A 26,217-nucleotide genomic window follows, 5' to 3' on the forward strand; every position below is an offset into this window, starting at 1 on the left:
CCGTATGCGGAAGATACTCGTCGTCGGAGCCGGCCAGTCCGGACTCCAGCTCGCCCTCGGACTCCAGTCGCACGGGTACGAGGTCACCCTGATGTCCAACCGGACCGCGGACGAGATCCGGTCCGGCCGGGTCATGTCGACGCAGTGCATGTTCCCCACGGCACTCCAGCACGAGCGCGATCTCCAGCTGAACTTCTGGGAGTCCCAGGCCCCGAAGATCGAAGGACTCGGCGTCTCGGTCGCCGCCCCGGGCTCCTGGGGCGAGGGCCCCGCGGCCCGCGCGATCGACTGGGTGGGCCGGCTCGACGGGTACGCGCAGTCGGTCGACCAGCGGGTGAAGATGGCCGGCTGGATGGAGACCTTCGCGCAGCGCGGCGGCCAGCTGGTCATCCACGGCGCGGCGGTCGGCGACCTCGACTACTTCTCCCGCTCCTACGACCTGGTGCTGGTGTCGGCGGGCAAGGGCGAACTGGTGTCCATGTTCGCCCGGGACCCGGAGCGGTCGCCCTACAGCGAGCCGCAGCGTGCGCTGGCCGTCTCGTACGTCCACGGTCTCGACCCGCGTCCGGAGCACCCGGACTACGAGGGGGTCCGCTGCAACCTGGTCCCCGGCGTCGGCGAACTGTTCGTCATGCCGACGTTCACCACCTCGGGCCGTGCCGACATCCTCTTCTGGGAGGGCATACCCGGCGGCCCGCTCGACGTCTTCAACGGCGTCAAGGACCCGGCGGAGCACCTCTCCCTGACCCTGGAACTCATGGAGAAGTACGTCCCCTGGGAGCACGCGCGGGCCACCAAGGTCGAACTGACCGACGCCGGCGGCACGCTGGCGGGCCGTTACGCACCCACCGTCCGCAACCCCGTCGGCCGCCTCCCCGGGGGTGGAATGGTCCTCGGCGTCGCCGACGTGGTCGTCGCCAACGACCCGATCACCGGACAGGGCTCCAACTCGGCGTCCAAGTGCGCGGCCGCCTACCTCGCGTCGATCCTCGAGCACGGGGACGAGGAGTTCGACGAGACCTGGATGCGGGCCACGTTCGACCGCTACTGGGACTCCGCCCAGCACGTCACCAAGTGGACCAACGCGATGCTCGGGCCGCCGCCGGAGCACGTCCTGAACCTGATCGGCGCGGCCGGGCAGCTGCCGCCGGTGGCTGATCGTTTCGCCAACGGTTTCGACAACCCCGCCGACTTCGAGAACTTCTTCTACGAGCCCGCGAAGACCGAGGCGTACCTCGCCGAGGTCATGGGTTCCTGACCGCCCGGACCGCACGGCGTCCGGCGTCTCAGCCCCGCGCCTGTGCGGGCGGGGCGTCCGGACGCACCGCTCCCAGGATCGGGTACGACGCGATCGGGGAGACCTTGACCTTCTCGCCGGTCCTCGGGGCCTGCACCACCTTGCCCTCGCCCTGGTACATCGCCACGTGGGTGGCCTCGGGGAAGTAGATCACCAGGTCGCCCGGGCGCAGCTCGTCCAGCTCGATCCTCGGGAGCCGGGCCCACTGCTCCTGGCTGGTCCGGGGGATCGGGGTCCCGGCGTGCTCCCAGGCCTCGGAGGTCAGGCCCGAGCAGTCGTACGACGTCGGGCCCTCGGCGCCCCACTCGTACGGCTTCCCGAGCTGCCGCTCGGCGTAGCGCAGCGCCAGCTCGCCCTCCGGGGACGGCTGGCGGTGGCTGCTGAGCGCACCGGAGGTCACGAGCTCGTCCTGGGCCCTGTCGACGCCCTGCCGCTCGAGCTCGGCCAGCGCGGTGAGCTGTTCGGCGGTGAGGGAGGCGAGGAGCTCCTCGACGTCCTTCAGGTGCTCGCGTACGGCGTCCCGCTCCTTCTTCTGCCGTGCGGCGACGGTGAGTTGCCGGTCCAGGGCCTTGCGGGCCGCCCGGGCCAGGCCGTCGGCCTTCTTCTCGCTGCCGGTCAGACGGCCCACCGTCTCGGCCCGCTCGCGCGCCAGCTGGCCGATCAGATGCCCCTGGTCGAGCGCGTGCTGGGGGTCGCGGGCAAGGAGCAGCCGTACGTACGGGGAGAAGTCGGTGCTGTCCTGGTACTGCTGCCGGGCCAGCCGGCCGGCCGCGCCCCGGCTGTCGTGCAGGGAGAGCCGGGCGCGGGAGAGCTCGGCGTCCAGGCGCCGCACCTCGGCACGCCGCTTCTTCAGCTCCTCCTCGGTGGCGTTGTACTTCTCGGTGGCCCGCTCGGCCTCTCGGTACAGCCGCTGAAGGTCCGTCAGCAGCGCGGCCACCGAGCGCTGCCCGGGCTCCGGCGGCTCAGGCACGGCCGCGGCGGGCAGCGGCGCGAGGACGGTTGCGGCCGCCATCGCCGCCGTACAGACGAGACGCAGAAGCCTTCCTGACACGTCATCACCTCCGGTGCGGAGCAGCCCTTCCGCTCCGCACCGCGAGCATCAGACGTGGGCGGCGGGTCCGCGCGCGGGATGTGCGCGGTTCGGCGCAACCCGGTCACCCGTCGGTGGCGTCCGGCTTGCCGCCCGGCGTGGCGTCCGGCCTGGACCAGGGCCACCTGCGTCGGCCGGCCTGCCCCGTGGGGTCGTACTCGTACTTCCATCCCTGGTGGAGTCCGAGCTTCTTGCCGTGCGCGCGCGGGACCCGGCGGTAGACGAGGACGGTGGGCGGGCCGCCGGCGGCGTCCGGGACGGGGATGCGGTAGGTCTTGGGCGGATGCCCGGTGACGCCCAGCAGGACGGGCAGCACCCGCCCGTCCATGGGGCCGCCCTCGAAGGGGGTGTCTTCGCTCTTCACGGCACCAGTGTCGGCCATCCGTCGCGAGGGCCTGCCTCGCGGGGGCCGGCCGTCGGCGCAGGGGTCAGAGATCCGCGGAGAGGGCCTCGACCAGCGCCGCGGTCTGCTGGTCCCGCCGCGCGGTCACCGACAGGACCGCCACGAACTGCTCCACCAGCCAGTCCCGCAGTTCGGCGGCGGGCGGCTGCTTGTCCTCGTCCAGCCAGATGAGGGAGGCCGCCTCGACCGCCGTGATCCACATCCGGACGGTCATCCGCAGCCGGGGGCCGGCTTCCGTGACCTCCAGGTGCCGCATGATGTGCTCGGCGGCGGCCCGTCGCACGCCGTCCACCGTGGCCGTCGTCCGGGACGTCTCGACGACGCTGCCGCCCTGCAGGAGGGCGCTGAAGCCTGCGTCGTGCTGGTCGACGAAGGCGAGGTAGCGGTCCAGGGCGCGGGAGAGGCGGGGGAGGAGGGGGCCCTGAAGGGGCTCGTCGAAGCAGTTGCGCAGCTCCTCGGCGGCGGACCGGAGGGCGGCCTCGTACAGCTGCTGCTTGCCGCCCGGGAAGTACCGGTACACGAGCGGCCGCGACACCCCGGCCGCCTCCGCCACGTCGTCGAGCGACACCTCCTCGGGCGCCCGGTGCGCGAAGAGCGACAGCGCGGCGTCGAGCAGCTGACTGCGCCGCTCCTCGACGCTGAGACGGCGGTAGGCGGGGGTGGGCGCGGAGGGGGTCATGACGGGCAGCGTAACCGGCGCACCCCCGCGGACCCCCGGCCCAACCCGCTGCCCAGGGCTGTCCGCCGACAGGCCCTAGGCGAGCAGCCCGGAGGACCGCCACAGGCGTCGGCCGACGCCCCGCAGTACCCCGATGTCGTCCAGGAAGTCGGTCAGGCGCTTGGCTCCCGTCTGCATGATCTCCCGGCGGTGGCCGCTGGCCTGGACCTGGGCGAGGGCCTCACGTCGGTCCAGGCCCACGTTCGTGTAGACGTCCGGGTTCACGAACGCCACCGAGAACACCCGGGCGAACTCGCCGGAGGTGACCCGGGTGAACTCCTGCGACCACCTGGGCGCGGTCACCATCTGGCGCCGCAGCTCCTCACGGGCGTACCGCACATGGCGGGCCTCCTCGACCACGTGGATCCGGGTCACCCCGCGGATCAGGGTCTGCACCCGCTCGTCGGGGAAGGTCAGCCGCTGCATCCAGTCGAGGATCTCCTCGCCCAGCAGGGTGGCGGTGAAGGAACCCGGCGTGGTGGAGATCGTCTTGAACAGCCGGCCGAGGTGCTGGTGGGCGCGGCTCACCGGGTACCAGGGCGTGCCCCCCTGCTCGATCAGCCGGGCGAACATCTTCGAGTGGCGGCACTCGTCCTCGATCTCCGTGAGCGCGTACCGCACGTGCGCGCTCGTCGCCGCCTTGTCGTAGATGTGCCGCACCAGCAGCTGCATCAGGATGATCTCGAACCAGATGCCCAACGAGGCCAGCGCCGCCGCCTCGTGCCGCGACAGCAGGATCCGCTGGTCCTCGCTCATCCGCTTCCACAACGGCGTGTCGTACAGCGACACCAGCTCCGGCGGCCAGAACCACCTGCCCTCCTCGAAGGGCGCGTCCCAGTCCAGTTCCTTGTCCGGGTCGAAGGAGTGCTTCGCGGAGGAGGCGAGCAGCCGCTCGGCCACCTGCTCCCGGTCCTTGAGCAGCCCGAGCGCGTCGCGCAGCCCGTCCAGCGCGTCGGCTTCGGTCAGGGTCGTCATGGCTGATCCACCTCGTCGTGTGTTACCGGCGGTTCACTTCTCCTGCCGTCTTATGAGACTGCCTGTCAGCAAGCGCGTCAATCCCCTCCGCACGACTTGTTGACCCGGTGTCTACATGTGGCCGGGGAAGGAGCCGGACCTCAGACCGGGCACCCGAGGTCGTCGGCGACCTCCCCCGTCGCCGGCTGCCCCGTCGCCGGCTCCGCCGCGCCCGCCGGGAACGACGTCCGCAGGGTGAAGGCGTAGGGCGTGGGGCCGTTGGCCCGCAGGTGCAGCAGGCGGGCCTCGGCCTCCGCGACGGTCGGGCGGTGCCCGGCCGGAACCCACCACAGCGCCGTCATCGCCTCCTGCACGCGCTCGAACCACTCCCGGCGGCGGGAGAGCATCTCGCGGTGCCGGCCCTGGTACATGTACGCCGTCAGCGCGTTCGGGTCGCGCCACACCGTCATGTTGATGATCAGCCACTGGTCGTCGAAGACGCTGATGTCCGTGGCGTCGTCGCCCTCCTCGGACTGCAGCCGCCACACGAAGCCGTCGGCGGCCTCCGCGTCGGCGTTCACGGGGTCGAGGGCGTCGACGAAGTCCTTCAACTGCGGGGAGTCCAGCGGGGCTTGGAGGCGGGCGAGGTTGACCTGGGCGAGTTCGTACGCGGCTGTCGTCATGGACCGAACGATAGGTCGGGAGACCACGGGTCGCCCAGACCCCGTCTCAGCAGACGGGCATCACCCGTCCGCTCCGGACGGCTCAACGGCCTCTGCCACCCGCGGACTTCAGGACCGCCTCCATCACGGCCCGGGCGATCGGTGCCGCGTCACCGCCCCCGCTGATCTCCCCGCGGTCCGCCTCCGCGTCCTCCACCACCACCGCGACCGCCACCTTCGCCTCCATGTCACGGTGGTCCTGCGCCCAGGAGACGAACCAGGCGTACGGCGTCCCGGAGTTGCCGAGGCCGTGCTGGGCGGTGCCGGTCTTGCCGCCGACGGTGGCCCCGCGGATCGCGGCGTTGGTGCCGGTGCCGTCCGTGACCACCTCCGTCATCAGCTCCCTGAGCCGGGCGGCGGTCGCCGGGTGCATCGCCTGCCGCAGCGGGCGCGCCCCGGCCGTCTCGACCGTGGAGCCACCCGCCCGGGTGGTCCGCTCCACCAGGTACGGCTGCCGCACCTGGCCGCCGTTGGCGACCGCCGCCGACACCATCGCCATCTGCAGGGGCGTGGCCCGCGTGTTGTACTGCCCGATCGACGACAGCGCCAGCTGCGCCTTGTCGACGGAGGTGTCGAAGGTGCTCTGCGCCACCGAGAACGGGATCCTCAGGGCCGTGTCGTTGAACCCGAAGGCCTGTGCCGTCGCCGTCATGTTCCGGACGCCCACTCGCACACCCAGCTTGGCGAACACCGTGTTGCACGACCACTTGAACGCCTCCCGCAGGGAGAGGTTCTCGCAGCCGTCCGACTCGTTCGTCAGCCGCGTCGTCGTCCCGGGCAGCCGGTAGGGGGCCGGCGAGTCGGTCCGCTGGTCGACGTCCTTGACCACGCCCGCGTCCAGTGCCGCCGCCGCGGTCACCACCTTGAAGGTCGACCCCGGCGGATACGTCTTGCGCACCGCCCGGTTCAGCATCGGCTTGTCCGCGTCGCCGTTCAGCCGCGTCCAGGACCGGCCCACCGCCGAGTCGTTCCCGGACAGCGCCGCCGGGTCGTACGACGGCGTCGACACCAGCGCCAGGATCCGTCCGGTCGACGGCTCGATCGCCGCCACCGCGCCCTTGCGCCCGTCCAGCCCGTCGTACGCGGCCTGCTGGGCCGCCCGGTCGAGGGTCGTCGCCACGTCACCGCCGGCGTTCTGGGAGCGCGTGAAGTCGTTCCACAGCGGGAACGGCGACAGCATCGGGTCCGCTCCGGACAGCACCGAGTCCTCGGAGTGCTCCAGGAGGGCCGTCCCGTACTCCTGCGAGGCGTACCCGGTGACGGGGGCGTACAACGGCCCGTCCTCGTACGTCCGTTCGTAGCGGAGCTGTTCTCCGGTGTCCCGGGAGCCGGTCACCGGCAGGCCGCCGACCAGGATGTCGCCGCGCGGCTGGCCGTAACGGGCGATGGTGTGACGGCGGTTGGCCGGGTTCTCGTCGTAGGAAGCGGCCTGGAAGACCTGGATCCGGGTCGCGTTGACGAACAGTGCCACCAGCAGCAGGGCGCAGAAGAAGGCGGAGTGGCGGATGTGGCGGGTCATCGGGCCTCCCGGTGTCTCACGGCGCCTGGCGGCCGTCGTACTGGCTGCGGGCCGAGTCGCTCACCCGGATCAGCAGCGCCACGATCGCCCAGTTGGTGACGACCGAGGAGCCGCCCTGCGCGAGGAACGGCATCGCCATGCCGGTCAGCGGGATCAGGCCGGTCACCCCGCCCGCGATCACGAACACCTGGAGCGCCACGATCGAGGCGAGCCCCACCGCGAGCAGCCGCCCGAAGGGGTCGCGCAGGGCGAAGCCCGCCCGGTAGCCGCGCTCCACGAGCAGCGCGTACAGGAGGAAGATCGCGGCCAGGCCGGCCAGGCCCAGCTCCTCGCCCGCCGTGGCCAGGATGAAGTCCGACTTGACGGCGAAGCCGATGAGGACGGAGTGGCCGAGCCCCAGGCCGGTGCCGAGGACTCCGCCGGCGGCGAAGGCGAACAGCGACTGGGCCAGCTGGTTGGGGCCCTGGCCCGCCTCGATCGACGCGAACGGATGCAGCCAGTCCTCGACCCGGCTGTGCACGTGCGGCTCCAGCCAGCCCACGGCGACCGCGCCCAGCGCGGCCAGTAGCAGGCCGACGGCGATCCAGCCGGTGCGGCCGGTGGCGACGTACAGCAGGACGACGAACAGGCCGAAGAACAGCAGCGAGGTCCCCAGGTCCCGCTCCAGGATCAGCACCCCCACGCTCAGCAGCCAGACGGCGACGATCGGGCCCAGGACGCGGCCGGTGGGGAGCTGGAGCCGCCAGATCCGGCGGCCGGCGTAGGCGAGCGCGTTGCGGTTGGCCGCCAGGTAGGCGGCGAAGAACACCGCGAGCAGCACCTTCGCGAACTCGCCCGGCTGGATGGAGAACCCGGCGATCCGGATCCAGATCCGGGCGCCGTTCACCGCCGGGAAGAAGATCGGCAGGATGAGCAGGACCATCGCGGCGGCGACACAGACGTAGGCGTACCGCGTCAGGACGCGGTGGTCCCGCAGCAGCAGGACGACCACGATGAACAGGGCCACCCCGAGCGTGGACCACACCAGCTGGGTGGGCGCGGCCCGGTCGCCGGGGGTCTCCAGGTCCAGCCGGTAGATCAGGACGAGGCCCAGACCGTTGAGCAGTACGCCGATCGGCAGCAGCAGGGGGTCGGCGTCCGGGGCGCGCAGGCGGACCGCGATGTGCGCGAGCAGTGCGAGCACGCCGAGCCCGGCGCCGTAACCTGCGGCGCCGGGCGGGATGCTGCCGTTCTTGGCGAGGCCGACGTCGCAGTAGCCGTACACGGACAGCAGGACGGCGAGGACGATGAGGGACAGTTCGATGCCACGGCGCCGGGGGAGGCGTACGGCGGGAGCGGGGGCGTCCACCCGTACGACGGTGGTTCCGACCTTGGTCATGTCCGGAACCTACCCAAATGAGACGCCTTGTGAGCCTTCGTCATCAGCACCAGCGGGGCGCGGGCCCGATGTTGTCGATGAAGCGGGCCGGTCCCCAGGCCCAGGTGCCGTCCGCGATCTGGTACCAGAGGGGGTTCCCGTGCACCGAGGGGCCGCCCACCTTGCAGAAGATGTTGAGGATCTCCCCCCGGTCGGCGTACCGGATGACCTGCGCGCCACGCGTCGGGGCGCTGCGCAGGGCCAGCGAGTCGGCGGTGACGACCCCCCGGTAGAAGCGCCGGTTGTCGCCGCCCTGGTTCTGGCCCCAGTCGGCGCCGCTCTGGCCCTGCTCCCACCCGTCGTTGCCCGGGGTCTGTCCCCAGTCGTCGCTCGCGAAGGCGGGAGCGGCGGTGACGGCGGTGGTGAGGAGGGTGCCGACGGCGAGTGCTATGGCGCAGCGGGAACGCAGGGACATGGGGTACCTCCACGAATGGGGTGAAGCTGACTATTCGCCACATTAGGATCGGTGGTCGGCCCCCGCCCGCCACGCTGGTCCATAGGGGCGCCCCGAAGCGGACGCGGCAGACGGCTAACCCAGCGTCAGTACGGCGACGGCCCCGCCGTCCGCCGCGTTGCCGAAGGCGAGCCGCGCTCCCAGGACCTCCGCCTGCCCCAACGCGATCGTCAGCCCCAGCCCGTGCCCCTTGGCGCCCCCCTCGGTACGGAACCGCTGCGGACCGTGCTCGACGATGTAGTCCGGATAGCCGTCCCCGTGATCCCGCACGGTCACCACCGGCCCGTCCACGGTCAGCACCACCGGTCCGCGGCCGTGCCGGTGGGCGTTCGCCACCAGGTTGCCCAGCACCCGCTCCAGCCGCCGCCGGTCGGTCTCCACCGCCACATCCCGTACGGCGACCACCTCGGTGTCCGTCCCCGAGGCCCGCACCACCCGCTCGGCCAGCGCCCCGAGCGGCTCCCGGTCCAGCTCCAGCCGCTCCCGCCCGGCGTCCAGGCGGGAGATCTCCAACAGGTCCTCGGTGAGCGTGCGCAGCGCCGCCACCCGGTCCCGGACCAGCTCGGTCGGCCGGCCCGCCGGCAGCAGCTCCGCCGCCGCGTGCAGCCCGGTCAGGGGGGTGCGCAGCTCATGGGCCACGTCGGCGGTGAACCGCTGCTCGGCGAGCAGTTTGCCCTGCAGCGAGGCGGCCATGGAGTCCAGCGCGGCGGCGACCGCGGCCACCTCGTCCTGCGGACGTGTCCGATCCCGCGTGCGGGGGTCGTCCACGCGGGCGTCCAGGTCGCCCGCCGTGATCCGCCGGGCCACCTGCGCGGTGGTGTGCAGCCGCCTGGTCACCCGGGTCACCGCGAACGCGCCCACCAGCAGTGTCGCCCCGATGGCCAGCGCCGACGACCACACGATCGCCCGGTCGAGGCCGTCGATGGTCCGCTCGCCCTGCGAGTAGTCGACCTCGACGGCCAGCGCCCGCCCGCCGTCGACCGGCCCGGCCGCCCACATCGTGGGGCGTCCACCGTGCTCGCCGACCATCGTGCCGCGCTCCCCGGCTGCCGCCAGCTCCCGCAGCGGCTCGGGCAGCTCCGGAGGGTCGAGAGCGACGCCACGCTCCAGCGCGTCCCCGGCCTCGAACGCCGCCGTCGCCTCCGTCAGCCGGTCCAGCGCGAGGTCGCGGGCCTGCCCCACGGTCTGGTTGGTCACCGAGACGTGCACGAGGACGCCGAGCAGGGCGGCCAGCGCGCAGCACATCACGGTGATGAAGACAGCGGCCTTCACGGCGAGCGTCCCGGCCCAGCGGGGGAGCGCGAGCCTCATCGGCCGCTCGCGGAGCCGGAAGCGGAAGCGGACGCGGACGCGGACGGGGAAGCGGACGGGGCCGGGGACGCGGACGGAGAGGCGGTGAGGGAACCGGCCGGGGACGCAGAGGAGCGTGCCGACGACGTCCCGCCGCCCCCCGTGCGCAGCAACTCGTCGTGCGTCAGCAGCATCAGGTGCTGGTCCGGGTCCCAGGTCCACTGGAAGCGGTACTCGTAGCCCGCGATGTCGGACGGCGAGCGGATGATCACGGACTTCCCCGCCAGCTCGACCCCGGCAACCGCGTCGTCGTTGGCCATGACCCGCACCAGCCGCCCGGCCTGGAAGGTGTAGACGCGTACCGCCGTCTGGTTGCCGGGCCGCAGCTCGAAGCCCAGGGTCAGGTCGTCGCGGCCGTCGCCGGTGAGGTCGCGGTAGTACGGCTCCAGGACGGGGCACCGGCCCTTCGCCACGCCCTGGTCGCAGTCGGCCATACGGCGGACCGTCTCGGCGTAGAGGGCCTTGCCGCCCGTGTACTCGTCCGGGTGCTGGGCGATCTCCGCGCGCACCACGGCCACCGGGTCCACCTTGTGGATGTCGTCGCCGGGCGCCGCGAGACCGCGCATCAGCTCGGCCTCGCCGTCGTCGTAGTCCCAGGCGGGACTGGAGGCAGGGGTGAGATCCGGCCACAGCCGGTCCGGGCTGATCGCGGTCGCCGTCGCTCCCGCGCCCCGCAGTTCGCCCGTGTCACCGCAGCCCGCCAGGGCCGCCGAGAGCACGGCGACGGTGGCGAGGGTGCGGACGGTCGGGCGGGACACGGTGCTCCCTCGGCTCGGGCGGGGCAGGGTCGGTGGCGCTTTACACCTTATTCCGATTCCGCGGGGAGACCCTTTTGCGCACCCGGTCGAAGGGGGCGGTCGGGCAGATGAGGAGCCGGCCGTGAAGAAACGATTACTCGGCCAGCTCCTCGAGGAGCCGCGCCGTCGGCAGCCCCGCCTGCAGGTACTCGACGAAGAGCTCGTTGTGCAGGGCCCACGGCGAGCGGCGGGACCGGATCAGCCGGATCGCCTCGTCCGCCGAGTGCCCCCGGCGGACCAGGGCGTGCGCGACGACCAGCCCCGACCGGTTGTAGCCGTGGTAGCAGCGGACCAGGACCTTGCGGCCCTCGTCCAGCGCGTCGCACGCGGCCCGCGCCAGGCGTATCACGCCCGCGAGTTGGGTGCCGTCCAGCGGCCCGTCGGGAATCGGCCACACATGGTGCTCGACCCCCGCGTCCGGGCCGTGCCCCGGCAGCCGCAACAGGGTCTGGACGACGTCGAACTCGTCCCGTACGACGGCGAACTCGACCTGCCCGGTGTGAGCCCGGAACTCGTGCCCGCCCATCCACAGCCCGGCCACGACCTCGTTCCACGGTTGGTCCGGAGCGGGTACGTCGGTCTGTTTCCTGCGTGTCCGCAACGGCGCCTCCCCAAGCCCCGGCCAACTCACGAACAGGGCTTACCCAGGTCAACTCCCCTTCAAAGGTGTCGGGCTCCTTGCCCCCGGAGCGCCCCGCCTGTTCCCATGGTCGTGGGGTGATGGTGCATGAGCGGACTGCGTGTCGTACCGACCTGGCGCCACGGTCAGGAACGGCTGTACGTCTGCCTCACGGACGGCAGAAGCATCGCCTGGTACGACCGTGAGGCATCCCGGGTCAACCTGCTGAGCGAGGACCGCCGACAGGATGTGCTCGCCGTCCTCCAGCCCTTCCTGACCGGGCCGGTGACGGTCGGGCCGCCCCCCGTGCCGACCCCCGCCGAGCTGGCCCGGCTGTCCCTCCACCCCGACGACGACCTTGCGCCCAACCGCCCCGGCGAGGCCCTTCGGATCGCCCTGGACCGGGACCCGGGGCCCGCCCACCGACTCCGCCCCGACCCCCGCCGCCGGGCCCTCGCGGCCGAACAGACGGTGGGGGAGACCCTGGAGCGCGTCGAGGGCGCCGGCTGGCACGCCCTGCACTCGATCCCGCTGCCCGGCGGCGACCGCGTCCACCACCTGGTGATCGGCCCCGGCGGCCTCTACGCGGTCCACACGCTGTACGCCCGCAGACAGCGGGTCACGGTCACCGACCCCATGGTCACGCTGGGCCGCCGGGAACCGCGCCCGCTGCTGCGCCGCGTCCGGGCCGACGCCGGCCGCGCCTCCTACGCCCTGACCGCCGAGGTCCACCCCGTGCTGGCGCTGGTCGGCCCCACCGACGTCCGGGTCGCCGCCCCGCCGCGCGAGGTCCGGATCGTGACGGACACCGAGATCGAGGACCTGGCCCACACCGGCGGAGTCCTCAAGCCGGCCGACGTGGAGGCGCTGCACGCGATGGCCCGGGACCGGCAGACGTGGGTACGCGTGTGAAGGGCCCACGGCCTGCTCCCGATGGTGACCGTGCTTCGGGCGACTGCGTGCCGGGTGCCCCCGACCGTCCTGCCGTGGTCCGCGGCCCGGCCGTTCAGGGCAGCGGTGCGGCCGTGTCCGGATCGAGCAGCGGGGCCAGCAGGTCGCCGTGGTCCTGCACGCGGGGCGCGAGGTCCGGGGCCTGGAAGGACAGTCGCCCGGGCTCCTCGCACGCCTCGACCTCCTCCCAGGTCACCGGGGCCGACACCAGCGGCAGCGCTCGGGCCCGCAGCGTGTAGGGCGTGGCCGTCGTCTTGCGCGCGGCGTTCTGGCTCCAGTCGACGAACACCTTCCCGGGCCTGAGGCTCCGCGTCATACGGTGCACGACCAGCCGCGGCATCGCCTTCTCCGCCTCGACGGCGAGCTGCTTGGCGTACTCGGTGGCGGTGTCGGAGGAGACCGGCCGCAGGGCCGCCAGCAGATGCAGCCCCTTGGAGCCGGCCGTCTTCGCGTACGCCTCGATCCCGTCCGACCTGAGCCGCTCGCGGAGCCACAGGGCGACCTCGCAGCACTCCACGATGGTCGCCGGCTCCCCGGGGTCCAGGTCGAAGACCAGCCGGTCGGCCTCGCCGGGCGCGTCGAGAAGCCACTGGTGGGTGTGGAACTCGGTGACGAGGTTCGCCGCCCACATCAGGCTCGCCAGGTCCTGCACCAGCACCATCCGGGCCGGCCCCTCCGACCTGGGCACCTCGGCGGTGGTGACCCAGTCGGGGGTACCCGGCGGCACGTTCTTGGCGAAGAAGACCTGTCCGTCGGGGCCGTCCGGGTAGCGCAGGAAGGACACCGGCCGATCCCGCAGGTGGGGCAGCAGCACCTCGGCGGTGGTCGCGTAGTAGTGCAGCAGCTCGCCCTTGGTGAACCCGTTCGCCGGATACAGCACCTTCTCCAGGTTGCTCAGCGCGAGCCTTCGCCCCTCCACCTCTGTGATCGGCGTCATACGATAAGAATCCCAGAGATATCGACACACATAGTGACAAAGCTCTGCAAACCGATCGAAAGGGTGCTGCACGTGCGATCCATATGGAACGGCGCCATCTCGTTCGGCCTGGTCAGCATCCCGATCAAGCTCGTGAACGCGACCGAGAGCCACTCGATCTCCTTCCGTCAGATCCACACGGAGGACATGGGCCGCATCCGCTACCGCAAGGTCTGCGAGCTGGAGGACCGCGAGGTGAGCACGTCGGAGATCGGCAAGGGGTACGAGGACGCGGACGGCACGATCATCCCGATCACGGACGAGGACCTGGCCCATCTGCCGCTCCCCACGGCCAAGACGATCGAGATCGTGGCCTTCGTCCCGGCCGACCGGATCGACCCGCTCCAGATGGACGCCGCGTACTACCTCGCCGCGGGCGGCGCCCCGGCCGCCAAGCCGTACACCCTGCTGCGCGAGGCGCTCAAACGCAGCAACAAGGTCGCCATCGCCAAGTACGCGCTCCGGGGCCGCGAACGGCTGGGCATGCTCCGGGTCGTCGAGGACGCCATCGCCATGCACGGGCTGCTCTGGCCCGACGAGGTCCGCGCCCCCCAGGGCCTCGCCCCCGACACCAAGGTCACGATCAACGACAAGGAACTCGACCTCGCCGACGCCCTGATGGACACCCTCGGCGAGATCGACCTCGACGACCTGCACGACGAGTACCGCGAGGCCCTGGAGGAGGTCGTCGCCGCGAAGGCGGCCGGGGAGGCGCCGCCTCAGACACCGGAGCCGGCGCGCGGCGGCAAGGTCCTCGACCTGATGGCGGCGCTGGAGAAGAGCGTGCGGGCGGCGAAGGAGTCCCGGGGCGAGGAGGAGGCCCCTGGCGAGGAGGAGGCCCGGGAACACGCGGAGGTCAGACCGCTGCCGGCCAGGAAGTCGGCGCGGGCCACGCCCAAGCAGGCGGGCGGCAAGAAGTCGACGTCCACGGCGAAGAAGTCCACGGCCGCGAAGAAGACGACGGCCGCGAAGAAGACGACGGCGAAGTCGGCCCAGGGGGCCAGGAAGACGGCGTCGGCCGGCGGTACCGGTACCGCGTCTGCCAGGAGCACGGCGGCGAAGAAGACCACCGCCAAGAAGACGCCGGCGAAGAAGACGGCGGCCCGCAAACGGACCGCGTGACCTGCGCACCGCGTGGACTGCCCGTCGCAGCCGCAGGTCCCGTCAGCCCTGTCGGCCGGTCAGTCGAGGACCTTGGCGCCCTCGATGATGACGGGCTGGGTGGGAACGTCCTGGAAACCGCGGCTGCTGCCGGTGCGGACCGCCTTGATCTTGTCGACGACGTCCTGGCCCTCGGTGACCCGGCCGAAGACGGTGTAACCCCAACCGCGCATGTCCTTCGACGTGTGGTTGAGGAACTCGTTGTCCGAGACGTTGATGAAGAACTGGGCGGTCGCGGAGTGCGGGTCGTTCGTCCGCGCCATCGCCACGGTGTAGGCGGTGTTCTTCAGCCCGTTGTCGGCCTCGTTCTGGACGGGGGCCATGGTGGGCTTCTGCACCATGTCCGCGGTGAAACCGCCGCCCTGCGCCATGAAACCGTCGATCACCCGGTGGAAGACCGTGCCGTCGTAGTGCCCGTTGCGGACGTACGTGAGGAAGTTCTCGACCGTCTTGGGCGCCTCGGCGTCGTGCAGCTCGAGAACGATACGGCCGAAGTTCGTGGTCAGCTCGACCCTGGACATGTGAATCGTCCCTTTCTGGTGGGGCTTGGCCGCAGCATCCTGCCACACGGCCGTTGACCAGGGCCGTTGCCGGGGCCGTACGCCTGGCGCCGGTCGACACCACGTCAGGCGACCTCGTCCAGGGCGCTTTTGGCGGACCTCTCCCGCCGTACGTCCGTCCGCCACCCGGACAGCACCACCAGCGCGATGCCCAGACCGACCCCCACCGTGGGCGCCACCGGCAGCCGTCCGTCGGGCGCGAACCCCCGCACGGCGAACCGGCTCAGCGCGGCGACGCACGCGACCAGCCCGAGCCACAGCGCCCAGGACCACCCCGGCCGGGCCCGCGGACCCACCCGCGCGTACACCGCGCCCACCCCCCGCTCCAGGGGCCGCAACCCGACCACGAGCCCGGCCAGCACGCCCCCGAGCACCAGCAGCCACGGCACCCGCCACGCCCACCAGGCCGGCGACCCGAACCCGGGCTCGGGCGCGAGGCCTGGCAGATAGAGGACGGCGGCCACGACCAGCACGGGCACCATGTGCCACAGGTACAGCGTCATGCTGACCCCGCTCACCACCCGGACCCGCCGCCACAGCCGCTCCCGCGCCAACACCCGCCGCAGCGGCGGCGCGAGCAGCAGACAGACCCCCACCTGGGCCACCACCCAGGCGAGCATCGCCGCCGACGGGGGATTGGTGTTGCTGGGGTCCTGCCCCGTCACCAGGATCAGACTGACCGGGTACGGCCCGGGGCCGACCAGCAGCGCGAAGGCGAGCCCGCCGCCCGCCGCCATCGCGGCGGCCCCGAGCGGCCGCCCGCCCAGCAGCCCGTCCCGCCGGCAGAACCCCAACTGGTAGGCGACACCCCACACGAGCACGTGGTTGAGCAGCCCGACGCCGAGGGCACCGGTCACGAGGGCGGCCGCGCCCAACGCCACGGGGACGAACACGCCCCACCGCCGATGCGCCGCGTGCAGCACCGGCGTGAGCGCACTGAGGACGAGATACACCGGCAGGAACCAGAACTGCATGGCCAGCGCCCACCCCACGAGCGCGAGGGTGTACGGATCCACACCGACGGCCGCCGAAACCCCCACGGCGACCAGCACCACCCCGCAGTACACCCCGGTCGGCAGCAGCAGCCGCAGCGCCCGCAGGCCCACCCACCCCGCGGCCCTGCCGCCCGCATCCCGGTGCCGCTCCCAGGAGCCGCCCGCGGCATGCCCGCCGGCGAAGAAGAACAACGGCATGACCTGGAACAGAAGGGTCAGCCACTGGGTCCACGGCATCTCGGCCAACAGCTCCGGCGCCCGGATCTCCCCACCGTCACCCCGCACCAGCCCGGTGATCAGCCAGTGTCCGAACACCACCGCACCGATCGCCCACGCACGCAGGAAGTCGACGTACCGGTCCCTGTTCACAGGCCGCACCGAAGTCCGCTCATGTCCGCGATGCTGCCCCAACGGCCGAGCCACCGCGCCGGTGAGCCCGTGCCGCAACCATTCCGTGCCCGGTACGACACCACACCGCGAACGCCTCGGGCCTTGGCTTGCGAAGAGGCTGTCGAGGCGGACACTGAGGAGTAGGGGCGGGACCGCGACCGGGTGATCAGCCGGATGCCACCGGTACCGCGCGGAATTGCGCATCCCGCATCCCGAATCCCCACCTCCACGGAATGGACAGTCGGGCGGAGGGCCGAGCGATGGCGGCAACCCCTGTGCACAGCATCCCGGACGAGTACGGGGACGTGGCGGGGACGAGAAAATCCTCGTGGCATCAACGGGCCTCCGCCTACGTCGCCGAACTCCAGGGGGAACTGGACGCGATCGAGGCCAGCGGCGAACTGTCGTGCGAGAGGGAGCGGTTGGTGAAGAAGGCCATCGTGCAACTCGGCGCCGCTCGGCAGGCCCTGAACGGCAGGGATACGCCGTTGTCCCTGCTGTCCGGTTCCTCGATGGACCGGGCCTGGGCGAATATCCACCGGGCCGAACTGAGCGTCCTGAAGCTCGCCGGTGAGGCAGACCTCGCCTGGTGGGGAACCGAAGTCCTCGCGCGCGCCAAGCAGCACCTGGGCACCGAGGACCCGCTGCGGAGTGAGCTGGCGGCGCAGGTCCAGACGAACGGGCGGCAGGTCTGCCCCCAGTTCAAGGACCTCGTAGTACGGGCCCTGCGCGCCGCCAACGACGCTCAGGACCTGGAACGAGCGAGGGCGCGAAGCTTCCGCAACATCCTGCTGACGTCCGTACTCCTCACCAGCGTGATCGCCGGACTCCTCGTCCTGTGGGGATACGTCGAACCGTCGGCGATAGCCCAGAAACTCTGCTTCAAATCACCGCAGAACGCGGACTTCTGCCCGATCGGCGGGGCGGCGTCCGGCGGTGACGTCCTCATCGTGGAGTTCTTCGGACTGTGCGGAGCGGCCTTGGCGGGAGCCGTCTCCCTGCGCCACATCCAGGGCACGGCAACGCCGTACATGGTGCCCATCTGCCTTATGCTGCTGCGCCTGCCGATCGGCGCCCTGGCCGCGGTGTTCGGCCTCCTGATAATCCAGGGCGGATTCGTGCCGGGACTCTCGGATCTCGACAGCGGAGCGCAAGTACTCGCCTGGGCCCTGGTGTTCGGCATCGCGCAGGAGACGGTAACCCGTCTCGTCGACGAACAGGGCCAGAAGGTGCTGGGCAACGTCCGCGGACCTTCGCGAGGCTTCGAGGAGGAGGAGGACGATCAGCAGACCCCGTACCGTCCGTCAGCATGACGACGGGCACCCTGAACGAACTGCGGTCAGCGCTGCGGAGCCAAGCGGAGCCCGGCATCCGGGCGCAGCACATGCGGGTACTCAGACCCGCGGACGGCGACGAACTGCTCGGCGTACGCGTCCCGGTGATGCGTGACCTGGCCCGGCGCTACCCGAAGCTGCCGCCGGCGGACGTGGACGTCCTGCTGCACAGCCGGGTGCACGAGGAACGGTTCGTCGGCCTGCTGGTCCTCGCCGAACAGGCGCGGCGTGCGCGGGGCGCCGACCTGAAGGCACTCGTCGACTTCTATCTGGCCCGCACGGATTGCGTGGACAACTGGGATCTGGTGGACTGCTCCGCGCATCTCGTCCTGGGCCCGTGGCTCCTGGACGGCGCACCGCTGGCCGTCCTGGACGAGCTGGCCGCGTCACCGCGGCTGTGGGACCGGAGGATCGCCGTCCTGGCCACGCTGGCACTGATCAGGGCAGGCCGCTTCGAGCCGACCCTCCACCTCGCTCTCACGCTCCGCCGGGATCCGGAACCGCTGATCCACAAGGCGGTGGGCTGGATGCTGAGAGAGATCGGCCGCCGAGACCGGCAGATGATGCTGACCTTCCTCGACCAGCACCTCCCCGACCTCCCGAGGCTCACCGTGCGATACGCCACGGAACACCTGCCACCGGACCAGCGGGCGCGGTACGTGAAGAGGCGGTAGAGCCTGTGCGCCGTCCGACACCGGAGACGCGTGAACGCGTCCGCCTCGGCATGCAGGTTGAGGCCGAACTCGACCTGGACCTCGTCGGGGGACTGCGCCGCCGACTGGATGTGGGAGACGACCGCGTGCATGGCGGGCTGCACGCGGTATATGGCGTCCTCGAAGGAGCGCTGAGCACGTTCGGCGCAATGCGTTCTGCACATCGGCGGGACGGTGGTGAGGCACGGACTTTCCGCCGCGTGATCATGGCTTCTCCGGCGTCCGGTCGGGGACTGCTCGGACCGACATCTGCCGGAGCGACCGCCGTCCCGAGCCGTCTGCTGGGGACCTGTGCGCGCCGCGGCTTCGGCGCCTGGCACGTGGCCGCACATACGCAAAGACCCCACCCTCAGCGTTTCCGCTGACGACGGGGTCTTCAGGCACCTCATACAGGGTGCCCCCGGCAGGATTCGAACCTGCGCACACGGCTCCGGAGGCCGTTGCTCTATCCCCTGAGCTACGGGGGCGTGTCGGTCGCGGTGTTCGCGGCGACGGGTAGAACCCTACCAGTTCTGTCGGGGTGTTCATGAACAGGTTTCCCGGCGTCAGGGGAGGTCGGGCCCGGCCCTCGGGGAGGGGGCAGATCGCGCTTGCGAGGGGAGGGGTGCCCCGCACGGGGTGGAAGTGGGGAAAACCCGGACGCGGTGGCCGGTGTCGACCTACTCTCGACTTGTGCCAGGCGCGTCGGGCCGGGTGCTTGTTGTGGACGACAACAAGGTCATCCGGCAGCTGATCAGGGTCAATCTCGAGCTGGAGGGTCTCGAGGTCGTGACCGCGGCCGATGGTGCCGAGTGTCTGGATGTCGTACATCAGGTGCGGCCCGATGTGGTCACCCTCGACGTCGTGATGCCCCGGTTGGACGGGCTCCGCACCGCCGCACAGTTGCGGAGCGACCCGCGGACCAGTCACCTCCCCCTCGCCATCGTCAGCGCCTGTACGCAGCACGAGGTGGAGGCCGGCCTCGACGTTGGTGTCGACGCGTTCCTCGCCAAGCCCTTCGAACCCGCCGAACTCGTGCGGCTCGTACGGGAGTTGATCGAGCGGGAGCAGAGCGGGGCGTCCGAGGGCGCGGACGGCATGGTGTTCGGGAGTGTGCTCGGAGGCGGAGAGGCCGAGCGAGCCGGCAGCACCGGCGCCTGACCCACACCTTCCCGCCTAATATCCCTCCAGCGACCAGCGACCAGCGACCAGCGACCAGCGGACGGCACCGCACCTGCTCCGCAGCGTCTGCCTCTTGGACGCCAGGGCCCCCGCCCCGCGCCCTCGCCCTTCCGCCCTCGACGCCAGAGTCCGCCCCCCGCCGGCCCGCCCACCCCCCCGGTGACCCGGCCCGACGCAGGGGCCACCCTCCGACCCGCCCAGCCCCGCCCCTCGCGGAAGACCCGTCCACATCCCGGACCCCCGTCCAAACCAACTAGCCTGCCCACCCCCCTCCTCCCCTACGCTTGTCCCGTGACCCCCGTCGAGCTCTCCCGTACCGTGCTGCGCGCGGTGCGTCGTGCTGTCGACGAGGGGGAGCTGAGCGTGACCGTGCCGGGGCGGGCCGTGGTGACCGTGCCAGGGGCCGGGGGGTGTGGGGACTACGCCACCAACATCGCGCTGCAGCTCGCCCGGCCGGCCGGGCAGCCACCGCTGCGCGTCGCCGAGATCCTCCGGTCCCGTCTCGCGGGCGCTGACGGCGTCACCGACGTCGTCGTCACGGGGCCCGGGTTCCTCAACATCAGCTTGCGGAGCGAGTCCTCCGCCGACCTTGTCGGAGAGATCCTGCGGCGCGGGCGGCGGTACGGATACGCCGACGGGCCCACCGGGCAGATCGTCCAGCTCCACGCCCCCCACGAGCTCCGTGCCGTCGTCGTCATGGGTGTCGTCGCCCGGCTGCTGCGCTCCCAGGGGGCCCTCGTCCGCACCAGCTGCGAGGCTCGCCCCGAGCCGGCCTGGACGGACGTCCTCGGCGCCGACGTCGACGCGTACGGCACCCCCGGCGCACCCGCCCCCCTCGACGTCAACGTACGACCCGTACCGGCGCCCCCCGACGACCCGGATCCCACCCGCCTCGGCCGCGACGCCACCCGCTGGGCGCTGCTCCACCCCGCCGCCCACGACCGCCCCCGCCTCAGCGACGACCACCTCGTCCAGCGCGAGAGCAACCCCCTCTTCCGCGTCCGTTACGCCCACGCCCGCACCCGGGCCCTCAGCCGCAACGCCGCCGACCTGCACTTCGACGCCGAACCCGGCGACGTGAGCGACGGCCTCGTCACACCCCTCGCCGACCACCCCCGCGTCCTGGCCCGAGCCGCGGCGCACCGGAGCCCGGACCTCCTGGCCCGGCACCTCGTCACCGTCGCCGACGCCGTTCTGCCTCTCCTGCCCACCGTCCTGCCGCGCGGTGAGGAGAAACCCTCGGCCGCCCACCGTGCCCGGCTCGCCCTCGCCGAAGCCGCCGGGACGGTGCTGGCCGGTGGCCTGTCCCTGCTCGGCATCGACGCACCCCGACACCTCTGAGAGAGCCACCCGAGAAGATGAGCCGTTCCGCACACCCCGCCGGGCCCCGTCACGCCGATGTTCTGCCCGAGGGCCACTACTCGGCCCCGCCCGCCGACCTCAACGCCCTCGACCCGAGGGTGTGGGCGCAGACCGTCGACCGCGACGCGGACGGTGTCGTCACCGTCGGCGGTATCGACGTACAGACCCTCGCCGAGGAGCACGGCACCCCCGCCTACGTCATCGACGAGACGGACTTCCGGGCCCGCGCCCGCGCCTGGCGCACCGCCTTCGGACACGACGCCGACGTCTTCTACGCCGGCAAGGCCTTCCTCTCCCGTGCGATCGTGCGGTGGCTGCACGAGGAAGGGCTCAACCTCGACGTCTGCTCCGGCGGTGAACTCGCCACCGCCCTCTCCGCGGGCATGCCCGCCGACCGCATCGCCTTCCACGGCAACAACAAGTCGGTGCAGGAGATCCACCGGGCCATCGAAGCGGGCGTCGGACGTATCGTCCTCGACTCCTTCCAGGAGATCGTGCGGGTCGCCCACATCGCGCAGTCCCTCGGCAAGCGGCAGCGCGTGCAGATCCGCATCACCGTCGGCGTCGAGGCCCACACGCACGAGTTCATCGCCACCGCCCACGAGGACCAGAAGTTCGGCATCCCGCTGGCCGGCGGACAGGCCGCCGAGGCGGTCCGGCGTGCTCTGCGGCTCGACGGCCTCGAGCTGATCGGGATCCACTCCCACATCGGATCGCAGATCTTCGACATGTCCGGCTTCGAGGTGGCCGCCCACCGGGTGGTCGGGCTGCTGAAGGACATTCGTGACGAGCACGGCGTCGAACTGCCCGAGATCGACCTCGGGGGCGGCCTCGGCATCGCCTACACCAGCGCCGACGACCCCCGCGAGCCCCACGAGATCGCCAAGGCGCTCACCGAGATCGTCACCCGTGAGTGCGAGGCCGCCAAGCTGCGGACGCCCCGGATCTCCGTCGAGCCGGGGCGGGCCATCGTCGGCCCGACCGCCTTCACGCTCTACGAGGTCGGCACCATCAAGCCCCTCGACGGGCTGCGCACGTACGTCTCCGTCGACGGCGGCATGTCCGACAACATCCGTACGGCGCTCTACGACGCCGAGTACAGCGTCGCCCTCGTCTCCCGCAGGAGCGACGCCGAGCCCATGCTCGCCCGCGTCGTCGGCAAGCACTGCGAGAGCGGTGACATCGTGGTGAAGGACGCGTTCCTGCCGGCCGACCTGGCACCGGGTGACCTGATCGCCGTACCGGCGACCGGCGCGTACTGCCGGTCCATGGCCAGCAACTACAACCATGTGCTGCGCCCGCCGGTCGTCGCGGTCAACGCCGGCGAGTCCCGGGTGATCGTCCGCCGCGAGACGGAGGAGGACCTCCTGCGCCTCGACGTCGGGTGAGTCGCCCCGCACAGAAGGGGCGGAAGATCTCCTGTCTCCCGCCCCCGTACAAATGAAATCGATGTCTCACGATCCGGACATGGGATAGAAACTCCCGTCCGGTGAGTGAGACTGGACCAACCGTGACGGTATGAGGAAACGAGGTCGGATGATGCGTACGCGTCCGCTGAAGGTGGCGCTGCTGGGCTGTGGAGTGGTCGGCTCAGAGGTGGCGCGCATCATGACGACGCACGCCGACGACCTCGCCGCCAGGATCGGCGCCCCCGTGGAGCTCGCCGGAGTGGCCGTACGGCGGCCCTCCAAGGTCCGTGAGGGCATCCCCGCGGAGCTGGTCACCACCGACGCCACCGCCCTCGTCAAACGCGGCGACATCGACGTGGTCGTCGAGGTCATCGGCGGGATCGAGCCCGCCCGCAGCCTCATCACCACCGCCTTCGAGCACGGCGCCTCGGTCGTCTCGGCCAACAAGGCGCTGCTCGCCCAGGACGGCGCCGCCCTGCACGCCGCCGCCGAGAACCACGACGCGGACCTCTACTACGAGGCCGCCGTCGCCGGCGCCATCCCGCTGATCCGCCCGCTGCGCGAGTCCCTCGCCGGCGACAAGGTCAACCGGGTGCTCGGCATCGTCAACGGCACGACCAACTTCATCCTCGACAAGATGGACAGCACCGGCGCGGGCTACCAGGAGGCCCTCGACGAGGCCACCGCCCTCGGGTACGCCGAGGCCGACCCGACCGCCGACGTCGAGGGCTTCGACGCCGCCGCCAAGGCCGCCATCCTCGCCGGGATCGCCTTCCACACGCGCGTGCGCCTGGACGACGTCTACCGCGAGGGCATGACCGAGGTCACCGCCGCCGACTTCGCCTCCGCGAGGGAGATGGGCTGCACCATCAAGCTGCTCGCCATCTGCGAGCGGGCCGAGGACGGCGGGTCCGTCACCGCGCGCGTGCACCCCGCGATGATCCCGCTCACCCACCCGCTCGCCTCCGTGCGCGGCGCGTACAACGCCGTGTTCGTCGAGTCCGACGCCTCCGGTCAGCTGATGTTCTACGGCCCCGGCGCCGGCGGCGCCCCCACCGCCTCCGCCGTGCTGGGTGACCTCGTCGCCGTCTGCCGCAACCGGCTCAGCGGCACCACCGGCCCCGGCGAGTCCGCGTACGCCGCCCTGCCCGTGTCGGGCATGGGCGCGGTCGTCACGCGCTACCACATCAGCCTCGACGTGGCGGACAAACCGGGTGTTCTCGCCCAGGTGGCCACCGTCTTCGCCGAGCACGGCGTCTCGATCGATACGGTTCGCCAGCAGGGGAAGGACGGCGAGGCCTCTCTCGTCGTCGTCACGCACCGCGCGTCCGACGCCGCCCTGGGCGGGACCGTCGAGGCGTTGCGCAAGCTCGACACCGTGCGTGGTGTCGCCAGCATCATGCGGGTTGAAGGAGAGTAACCAGCAATGACCCACCAGTGGCGCGGAATCATCGAGGAGTACCGGGACCGGCTTCCGGTGTCCGACACCACGCCGGTCGTGACGCTGCGCGAGGGAGGCACACCCCTCGTGCCCGCGCAGGTGCTCTCCGAGCGCACCGGCTGCGAGGTCCACCTGAAGGTGGAGGGGGCCAACCCCACCGGGTCCTTCAAGGACCGCGGCATGACCATGGCCATCACGCGGGCCAAGGAGGAGGGCGCGAAGGCGGTCATCTGCGCCTCCACCGGCAACACGTCCGCCTCCGCCGCCGCGTACGCGGTGCGCGCGGGCATGGTCTGCGCCGTACTCGTCCCGCAGGGCAAGATCGCGCTCGGCAAGATGGGGCAGGCGCTCGTGCACGGCGCCAAGATCCTCCAGGTCGACGGCAACTTCGACGACTGCCTCACGCTGGCCCGCGCCCTGAGCGACAACTACCCGGTGGCGCTGGTCAATTCGGTCAACCCGGTGCGCATCGAGGGCCAGAAGACGGCCGCCTTCGAGATCGTCGACATGCTCGGCGACGCGCCCGACGTCCACGTCCTGCCGGTCGGCAACGCGGGCAACATCACGGCGTACTGGAAGGGCTACAAGGAGTACGCCGCCGACGGCATCGCCGCGAAGACCCCCCGGATGTGGGGCTTCCAGGCGTCCGGCAGTGCCCCGATCGTGCGCGGCGAGGTCGTCAAGGACCCGTCGACCATCGCGACCGCCATCCGGATCGGCAACCCCGCGTCCTGGAACTTCGCGCTGGCCGCGCGGGACGAGTCGGGCGGCTTCATCGACGAGGTGACGGACCGTGAGATCCTGCGCGCCTACCGGCTGTTGGCCGCACAGGAGGGTGTCTTCGTCGAACCGGCGTCGGCCGCGTCCGTGGCCGGTCTGCTGAAGGCCGCCGAGCAGGGCAAGGTCGACCCGGGCCAGACGATCGTGTGCACCGTCACCGGCAACGGCCTCAAGGACCCCGACTGGGCGGTCGCGGGCGCCCCGCAGCCGGTCACCGTCCCGGTCGACGCGGCGACGGCGGCCGAGCGCCTCGGGCTCGCGTAGGCGACGGACCGGGGGCATTCCCCACAGGGGGTGCACGGGGGGCTTACGACACGCATCGTGCGCCTCCTGTGCGCCCTATGTCGCCACAGAACCTTCCTTCGATAGGCTGTACCGAACCCGCCCGCCGCATATGCCTCCGCATATGGCCGGGTGCCGCGCCGTCCCCGCGGCCCGGAAGTGGTTCTCTGGACCCCCCCGAGGGTCTTCCCGTACGTAGCGAATGTCTTTCGACAGTCCCGCAGTTCAAGGAGAGTCATCGAGCGATGGCCGGTCCAGCCTTCCGCGCCGCCGCCGTCCGGGTGCGCGTCCCCGCCACCAGCGCCAACCTCGGCCCGGGCTTCGACGCCCTCGGCCTCTCGCTGGGGCTGTACGACGACGTGGTCGTCCGGGTGGCCGACTCCGGGCTGCACGTCGACATCGCGGGTGAGGGCAGCGAGACGCTGCCGCGCGACGAGAACCACCTGCTCGTACGGTCCCTGCGCACCGCCTTCGACCTGCTGGGCGGACAGCCGCGCGGCCTCGAGATCGTCTGCGCGAACCGCATCCCGCACGGCCGGGGCCTCGGCTCCTCCTCGGCCGCCATCTGCGCCGGCATCGTCGCCGCGCGTGCCGTGACCATAGGCGGCGACTCCAGGCTCGACGACACGGCCCTGCTGGAGCTGGCGACCGAGATCGAGGGCCACCCCGACAACGTGGCGGCCTGTCTGCTCGGCGGTTTCACGCTCTCCTGGATGGAGGCCGGAGCCGCCCGGGCGATCAGGATGGAGCCCGCCGATTCCATCGTTCCGGTGGTTTTCGTGCCCGGTAAGCCGCTTCTGACGGAGACCGCGCGCGGTCTGCTCCCGCGCACCGTGCCGCACGTCGACGCCGCCACCAACGCGGGCCGCGCAGCGCTGCTCGTCGAGGCCCTGACCAGGCGCCCCGAGCTGCTGCTGCCCGCCACCGAGGACCGTCTCCACCAGGAGTACCGCGCACCGGCCATGCCGGAGAGCGCGGCGCTGGTGGAGCGACTGCGGGCCGACGGAGTCCCGGCGGTCATCTCCGGCGCGGGCCCCACGGTGCTCGCGCTGGTCGACGTCGAGAGCGCCGACAAGGTCGCACATCTGGCGGGCGGGGGCTGGGCCGCGAACCGGCTGGAACTCGACGCCCAGGGGGCCAGCGTGCTGCCGCTGGCGCCCGCCAGTGACATCTAAAATCCGGCGGTTGCCGGATTTCGAGAGGGGGAATGTTTGTTGGATCCGGTAGTGTTAACCTCAAGTCTGCACCCGACCCCACCATGGCGAGGTGCTTCGTGTCCCCGTCCGGGACAGACATTCTTCCGGGAGCCTCCCAAGCCGCACTGTGTTTCGTACGACGTACGCGGGCAGTACCTCGTACGCG

Annotated in this window: 25 protein-coding genes, 1 tRNA gene and 1 pseudogene; 11 read left to right on the forward strand and 16 right to left on the reverse strand. The window is 71.7% G+C overall.

The genetic code is table 11. The annotated features are described in order from the left end of the window. Positions 1-4 precede the first annotated feature (4 nt). Positions 5-1,258 (forward strand): styrene monooxygenase/indole monooxygenase family protein, encoded by a 1,254-nt coding sequence (locus AQJ84_RS14005; RefSeq protein ID WP_030038171.1) that lies wholly within the window; start codon positions 5-7, stop codon positions 1,256-1,258. A gap of 28 nt (positions 1,259-1,286) precedes the next feature. Here the strand turns inward: AQJ84_RS14005 and AQJ84_RS14010 are convergent, their stop codons facing one another. The 11 genes from AQJ84_RS14010 to AQJ84_RS14060 form a co-directional block, all read right to left on the reverse strand. Beyond that, the gene (locus AQJ84_RS14010) at positions 1,287-2,309 is read right to left on the reverse strand and encodes a C40 family peptidase (protein ID WP_037802203.1); all 1,023 of its coding nucleotides are present in this window, start codon (positions 2,307-2,309) and stop codon (positions 1,287-1,289) included. A 142-nt stretch (positions 2,310-2,451) separates the two neighbouring features. Beyond that, on the reverse strand, positions 2,452-2,769 hold the full coding sequence (locus AQJ84_RS14015) for a hypothetical protein (protein WP_030038169.1): 318 nt from the start codon (positions 2,767-2,769) through the stop codon (positions 2,452-2,454). 46 nt (positions 2,770-2,815) lie between these two features. Beyond that, positions 2,816-3,469: a TetR/AcrR family transcriptional regulator gene (locus AQJ84_RS14020; RefSeq protein ID WP_053190876.1), complete on the reverse strand. Its 654-nt coding sequence runs from the start codon at positions 3,467-3,469 to the stop codon at positions 2,816-2,818. A gap of 75 nt (positions 3,470-3,544) precedes the next feature. Further along, a complete protein-coding gene (locus tag AQJ84_RS14025) occupies positions 3,545-4,483 on the reverse strand; it encodes an AurF N-oxygenase family protein (protein ID WP_030038168.1) in 939 nt (312 codons plus the stop codon). 140 nt (positions 4,484-4,623) lie between these two features. Continuing rightward, positions 4,624-5,145, reverse strand: coding sequence for a DUF3291 domain-containing protein (locus tag AQJ84_RS14030; RefSeq protein WP_030038167.1), 522 nt, complete (start codon positions 5,143-5,145; stop codon positions 4,624-4,626). 82 nt (positions 5,146-5,227) lie between these two features. Then, a complete protein-coding gene (locus tag AQJ84_RS14035; RefSeq protein WP_053190879.1) occupies positions 5,228-6,703 on the reverse strand; it encodes a penicillin-binding transpeptidase domain-containing protein in 1,476 nt (491 codons plus the stop codon). Between the two features lie 16 nt (positions 6,704-6,719). Further along, entirely contained in the window at positions 6,720-8,081 is a 1,362-nt protein-coding gene (locus AQJ84_RS14040) for an FtsW/RodA/SpoVE family cell cycle protein (protein WP_030038164.1), read from the reverse strand. Positions 8,082-8,124: 43 nt separating this feature from the next. Then, a complete protein-coding gene (locus AQJ84_RS14045) occupies positions 8,125-8,535 on the reverse strand; it encodes an SH3 domain-containing protein (RefSeq protein ID WP_030038163.1) in 411 nt (136 codons plus the stop codon). Positions 8,536-8,649: 114 nt separating this feature from the next. Continuing rightward, the gene (locus AQJ84_RS14050) at positions 8,650-9,885 is read right to left on the reverse strand and encodes an ATP-binding protein (RefSeq protein ID WP_053190882.1); all 1,236 of its coding nucleotides are present in this window, start codon (positions 9,883-9,885) and stop codon (positions 8,650-8,652) included. Beyond that, positions 9,882-10,682 carry a hypothetical protein gene (locus tag AQJ84_RS14055; RefSeq protein WP_107082673.1) on the reverse strand — a complete coding sequence of 267 codons (801 nt, stop codon included), beginning with the start codon at positions 10,680-10,682 and terminating at the stop codon, positions 9,882-9,884. The genes AQJ84_RS14050 and AQJ84_RS14055 overlap by 4 nt, the downstream gene beginning before the upstream one ends. A gap of 133 nt (positions 10,683-10,815) precedes the next feature. Next, positions 10,816-11,322, reverse strand: coding sequence for a protein-tyrosine phosphatase family protein (locus tag AQJ84_RS14060; RefSeq protein WP_030038159.1), 507 nt, complete (start codon positions 11,320-11,322; stop codon positions 10,816-10,818). A 126-nt stretch (positions 11,323-11,448) separates the two neighbouring features. On the opposite strand from AQJ84_RS14060, the gene AQJ84_RS14065 reads away from it, so the two are divergent. Next, complete coding sequence (locus AQJ84_RS14065) at positions 11,449-12,252, forward strand: nuclease-related domain-containing protein (protein ID WP_030038158.1); 804 nt, start codon at positions 11,449-11,451, stop codon at positions 12,250-12,252. Between the two features lie 94 nt (positions 12,253-12,346). Here AQJ84_RS14065 and ligD read toward each other — a convergent pair whose 3' ends face one another. Then, complete coding sequence (gene ligD / locus AQJ84_RS14070) at positions 12,347-13,228, reverse strand: non-homologous end-joining DNA ligase (RefSeq protein WP_030038157.1); 882 nt, start codon at positions 13,226-13,228, stop codon at positions 12,347-12,349. Positions 13,229-13,300: 72 nt separating this feature from the next. On the opposite strand from ligD, the gene ku reads away from it, so the two are divergent. Next, entirely contained in the window at positions 13,301-14,389 is a 1,089-nt protein-coding gene (gene ku, locus AQJ84_RS14075) for a non-homologous end joining protein Ku (RefSeq protein WP_037802235.1), read from the forward strand. Positions 14,390-14,448: 59 nt separating this feature from the next. Here ku and AQJ84_RS14080 read toward each other — a convergent pair whose 3' ends face one another. Then, positions 14,449-14,949, reverse strand: coding sequence for a peptidylprolyl isomerase (locus AQJ84_RS14080; protein ID WP_030038155.1), 501 nt, complete (start codon positions 14,947-14,949; stop codon positions 14,449-14,451). 104 nt (positions 14,950-15,053) lie between these two features. Continuing rightward, positions 15,054-16,352, reverse strand: coding sequence for an acyltransferase family protein (locus tag AQJ84_RS14085; RefSeq protein WP_053190885.1), 1,299 nt, complete (start codon positions 16,350-16,352; stop codon positions 15,054-15,056). Positions 16,353-16,633: 281 nt separating this feature from the next. Between AQJ84_RS14085 and AQJ84_RS14090 the strand changes: the two genes are divergently transcribed. Together AQJ84_RS14090 and AQJ84_RS14095 are read left to right on the forward strand one after the other, a co-directional pair. After that, the gene (locus tag AQJ84_RS14090) at positions 16,634-17,686 is read left to right on the forward strand and encodes a hypothetical protein (protein WP_128092195.1); all 1,053 of its coding nucleotides are present in this window, start codon (positions 16,634-16,636) and stop codon (positions 17,684-17,686) included. Continuing rightward, the gene (locus tag AQJ84_RS14095) at positions 17,683-18,381 is read left to right on the forward strand and encodes a DNA alkylation repair protein (RefSeq protein ID WP_030038151.1); all 699 of its coding nucleotides are present in this window, start codon (positions 17,683-17,685) and stop codon (positions 18,379-18,381) included. Before AQJ84_RS14090 ends, AQJ84_RS14095 begins: the two co-directional genes overlap by 4 nt. 47 nt (positions 18,382-18,428) lie before the next feature. On the opposite strand, the pseudogene AQJ84_RS45100 reads toward AQJ84_RS14095, so the two are convergent. Both AQJ84_RS45100 and AQJ84_RS14100 read right to left on the reverse strand, forming a co-directional pair. Next, a pseudogene (locus AQJ84_RS45100) lies at positions 18,429-18,809 on the reverse strand (CU044_2847 family protein); the annotation flags it as partial. Positions 18,810-18,815: 6 nt separating this feature from the next. Beyond that, positions 18,816-18,887 (reverse strand) — tRNA-Arg (locus AQJ84_RS14100). A 205-nt stretch (positions 18,888-19,092) separates the two neighbouring features. Here AQJ84_RS14100 and AQJ84_RS14105 point away from each other — a divergent pair. The 6 genes from AQJ84_RS14105 to thrB all read left to right on the forward strand — a co-directional run bounded on the left by AQJ84_RS14105 (position 19,093) and on the right by thrB (position 26,030). Beyond that, on the forward strand, positions 19,093-19,560 hold the full coding sequence (locus tag AQJ84_RS14105; protein WP_078631547.1) for a response regulator: 468 nt from the start codon (positions 19,093-19,095) through the stop codon (positions 19,558-19,560). A 312-nt stretch (positions 19,561-19,872) separates the two neighbouring features. Next, positions 19,873-20,922 (forward strand): ArgS-related anticodon-binding protein NrtL, encoded by a 1,050-nt coding sequence (gene nrtL, locus AQJ84_RS14110; protein WP_030042692.1) that lies wholly within the window; start codon positions 19,873-19,875, stop codon positions 20,920-20,922. Positions 20,923-20,939: 17 nt separating this feature from the next. Next, positions 20,940-22,331, forward strand: a complete 1,392-nt coding sequence (gene lysA / locus AQJ84_RS14115; protein ID WP_030042691.1) for a diaminopimelate decarboxylase — start codon at positions 20,940-20,942, stop codon at positions 22,329-22,331. A 148-nt stretch (positions 22,332-22,479) separates the two neighbouring features. Next, positions 22,480-23,772 carry a homoserine dehydrogenase gene (locus AQJ84_RS14120; protein ID WP_030042690.1) on the forward strand — a complete coding sequence of 431 codons (1,293 nt, stop codon included), beginning with the start codon at positions 22,480-22,482 and terminating at the stop codon, positions 23,770-23,772. A 6-nt stretch (positions 23,773-23,778) separates the two neighbouring features. Continuing rightward, on the forward strand, positions 23,779-24,837 hold the full coding sequence (thrC, locus tag AQJ84_RS14125; RefSeq protein WP_030042689.1) for a threonine synthase: 1,059 nt from the start codon (positions 23,779-23,781) through the stop codon (positions 24,835-24,837). 263 nt (positions 24,838-25,100) lie between these two features. Beyond that, the gene (gene thrB, locus AQJ84_RS14130) at positions 25,101-26,030 is read left to right on the forward strand and encodes a homoserine kinase (RefSeq protein WP_030042688.1); all 930 of its coding nucleotides are present in this window, start codon (positions 25,101-25,103) and stop codon (positions 26,028-26,030) included. The last annotated feature ends 187 nt before the right edge of the window (positions 26,031-26,217 follow it).

Source organism: Streptomyces resistomycificus (assembly GCF_001514265.1).
Classification (GTDB): Bacteria; Actinomycetota; Actinomycetes; order Streptomycetales; family Streptomycetaceae; genus Streptomyces; species Streptomyces resistomycificus.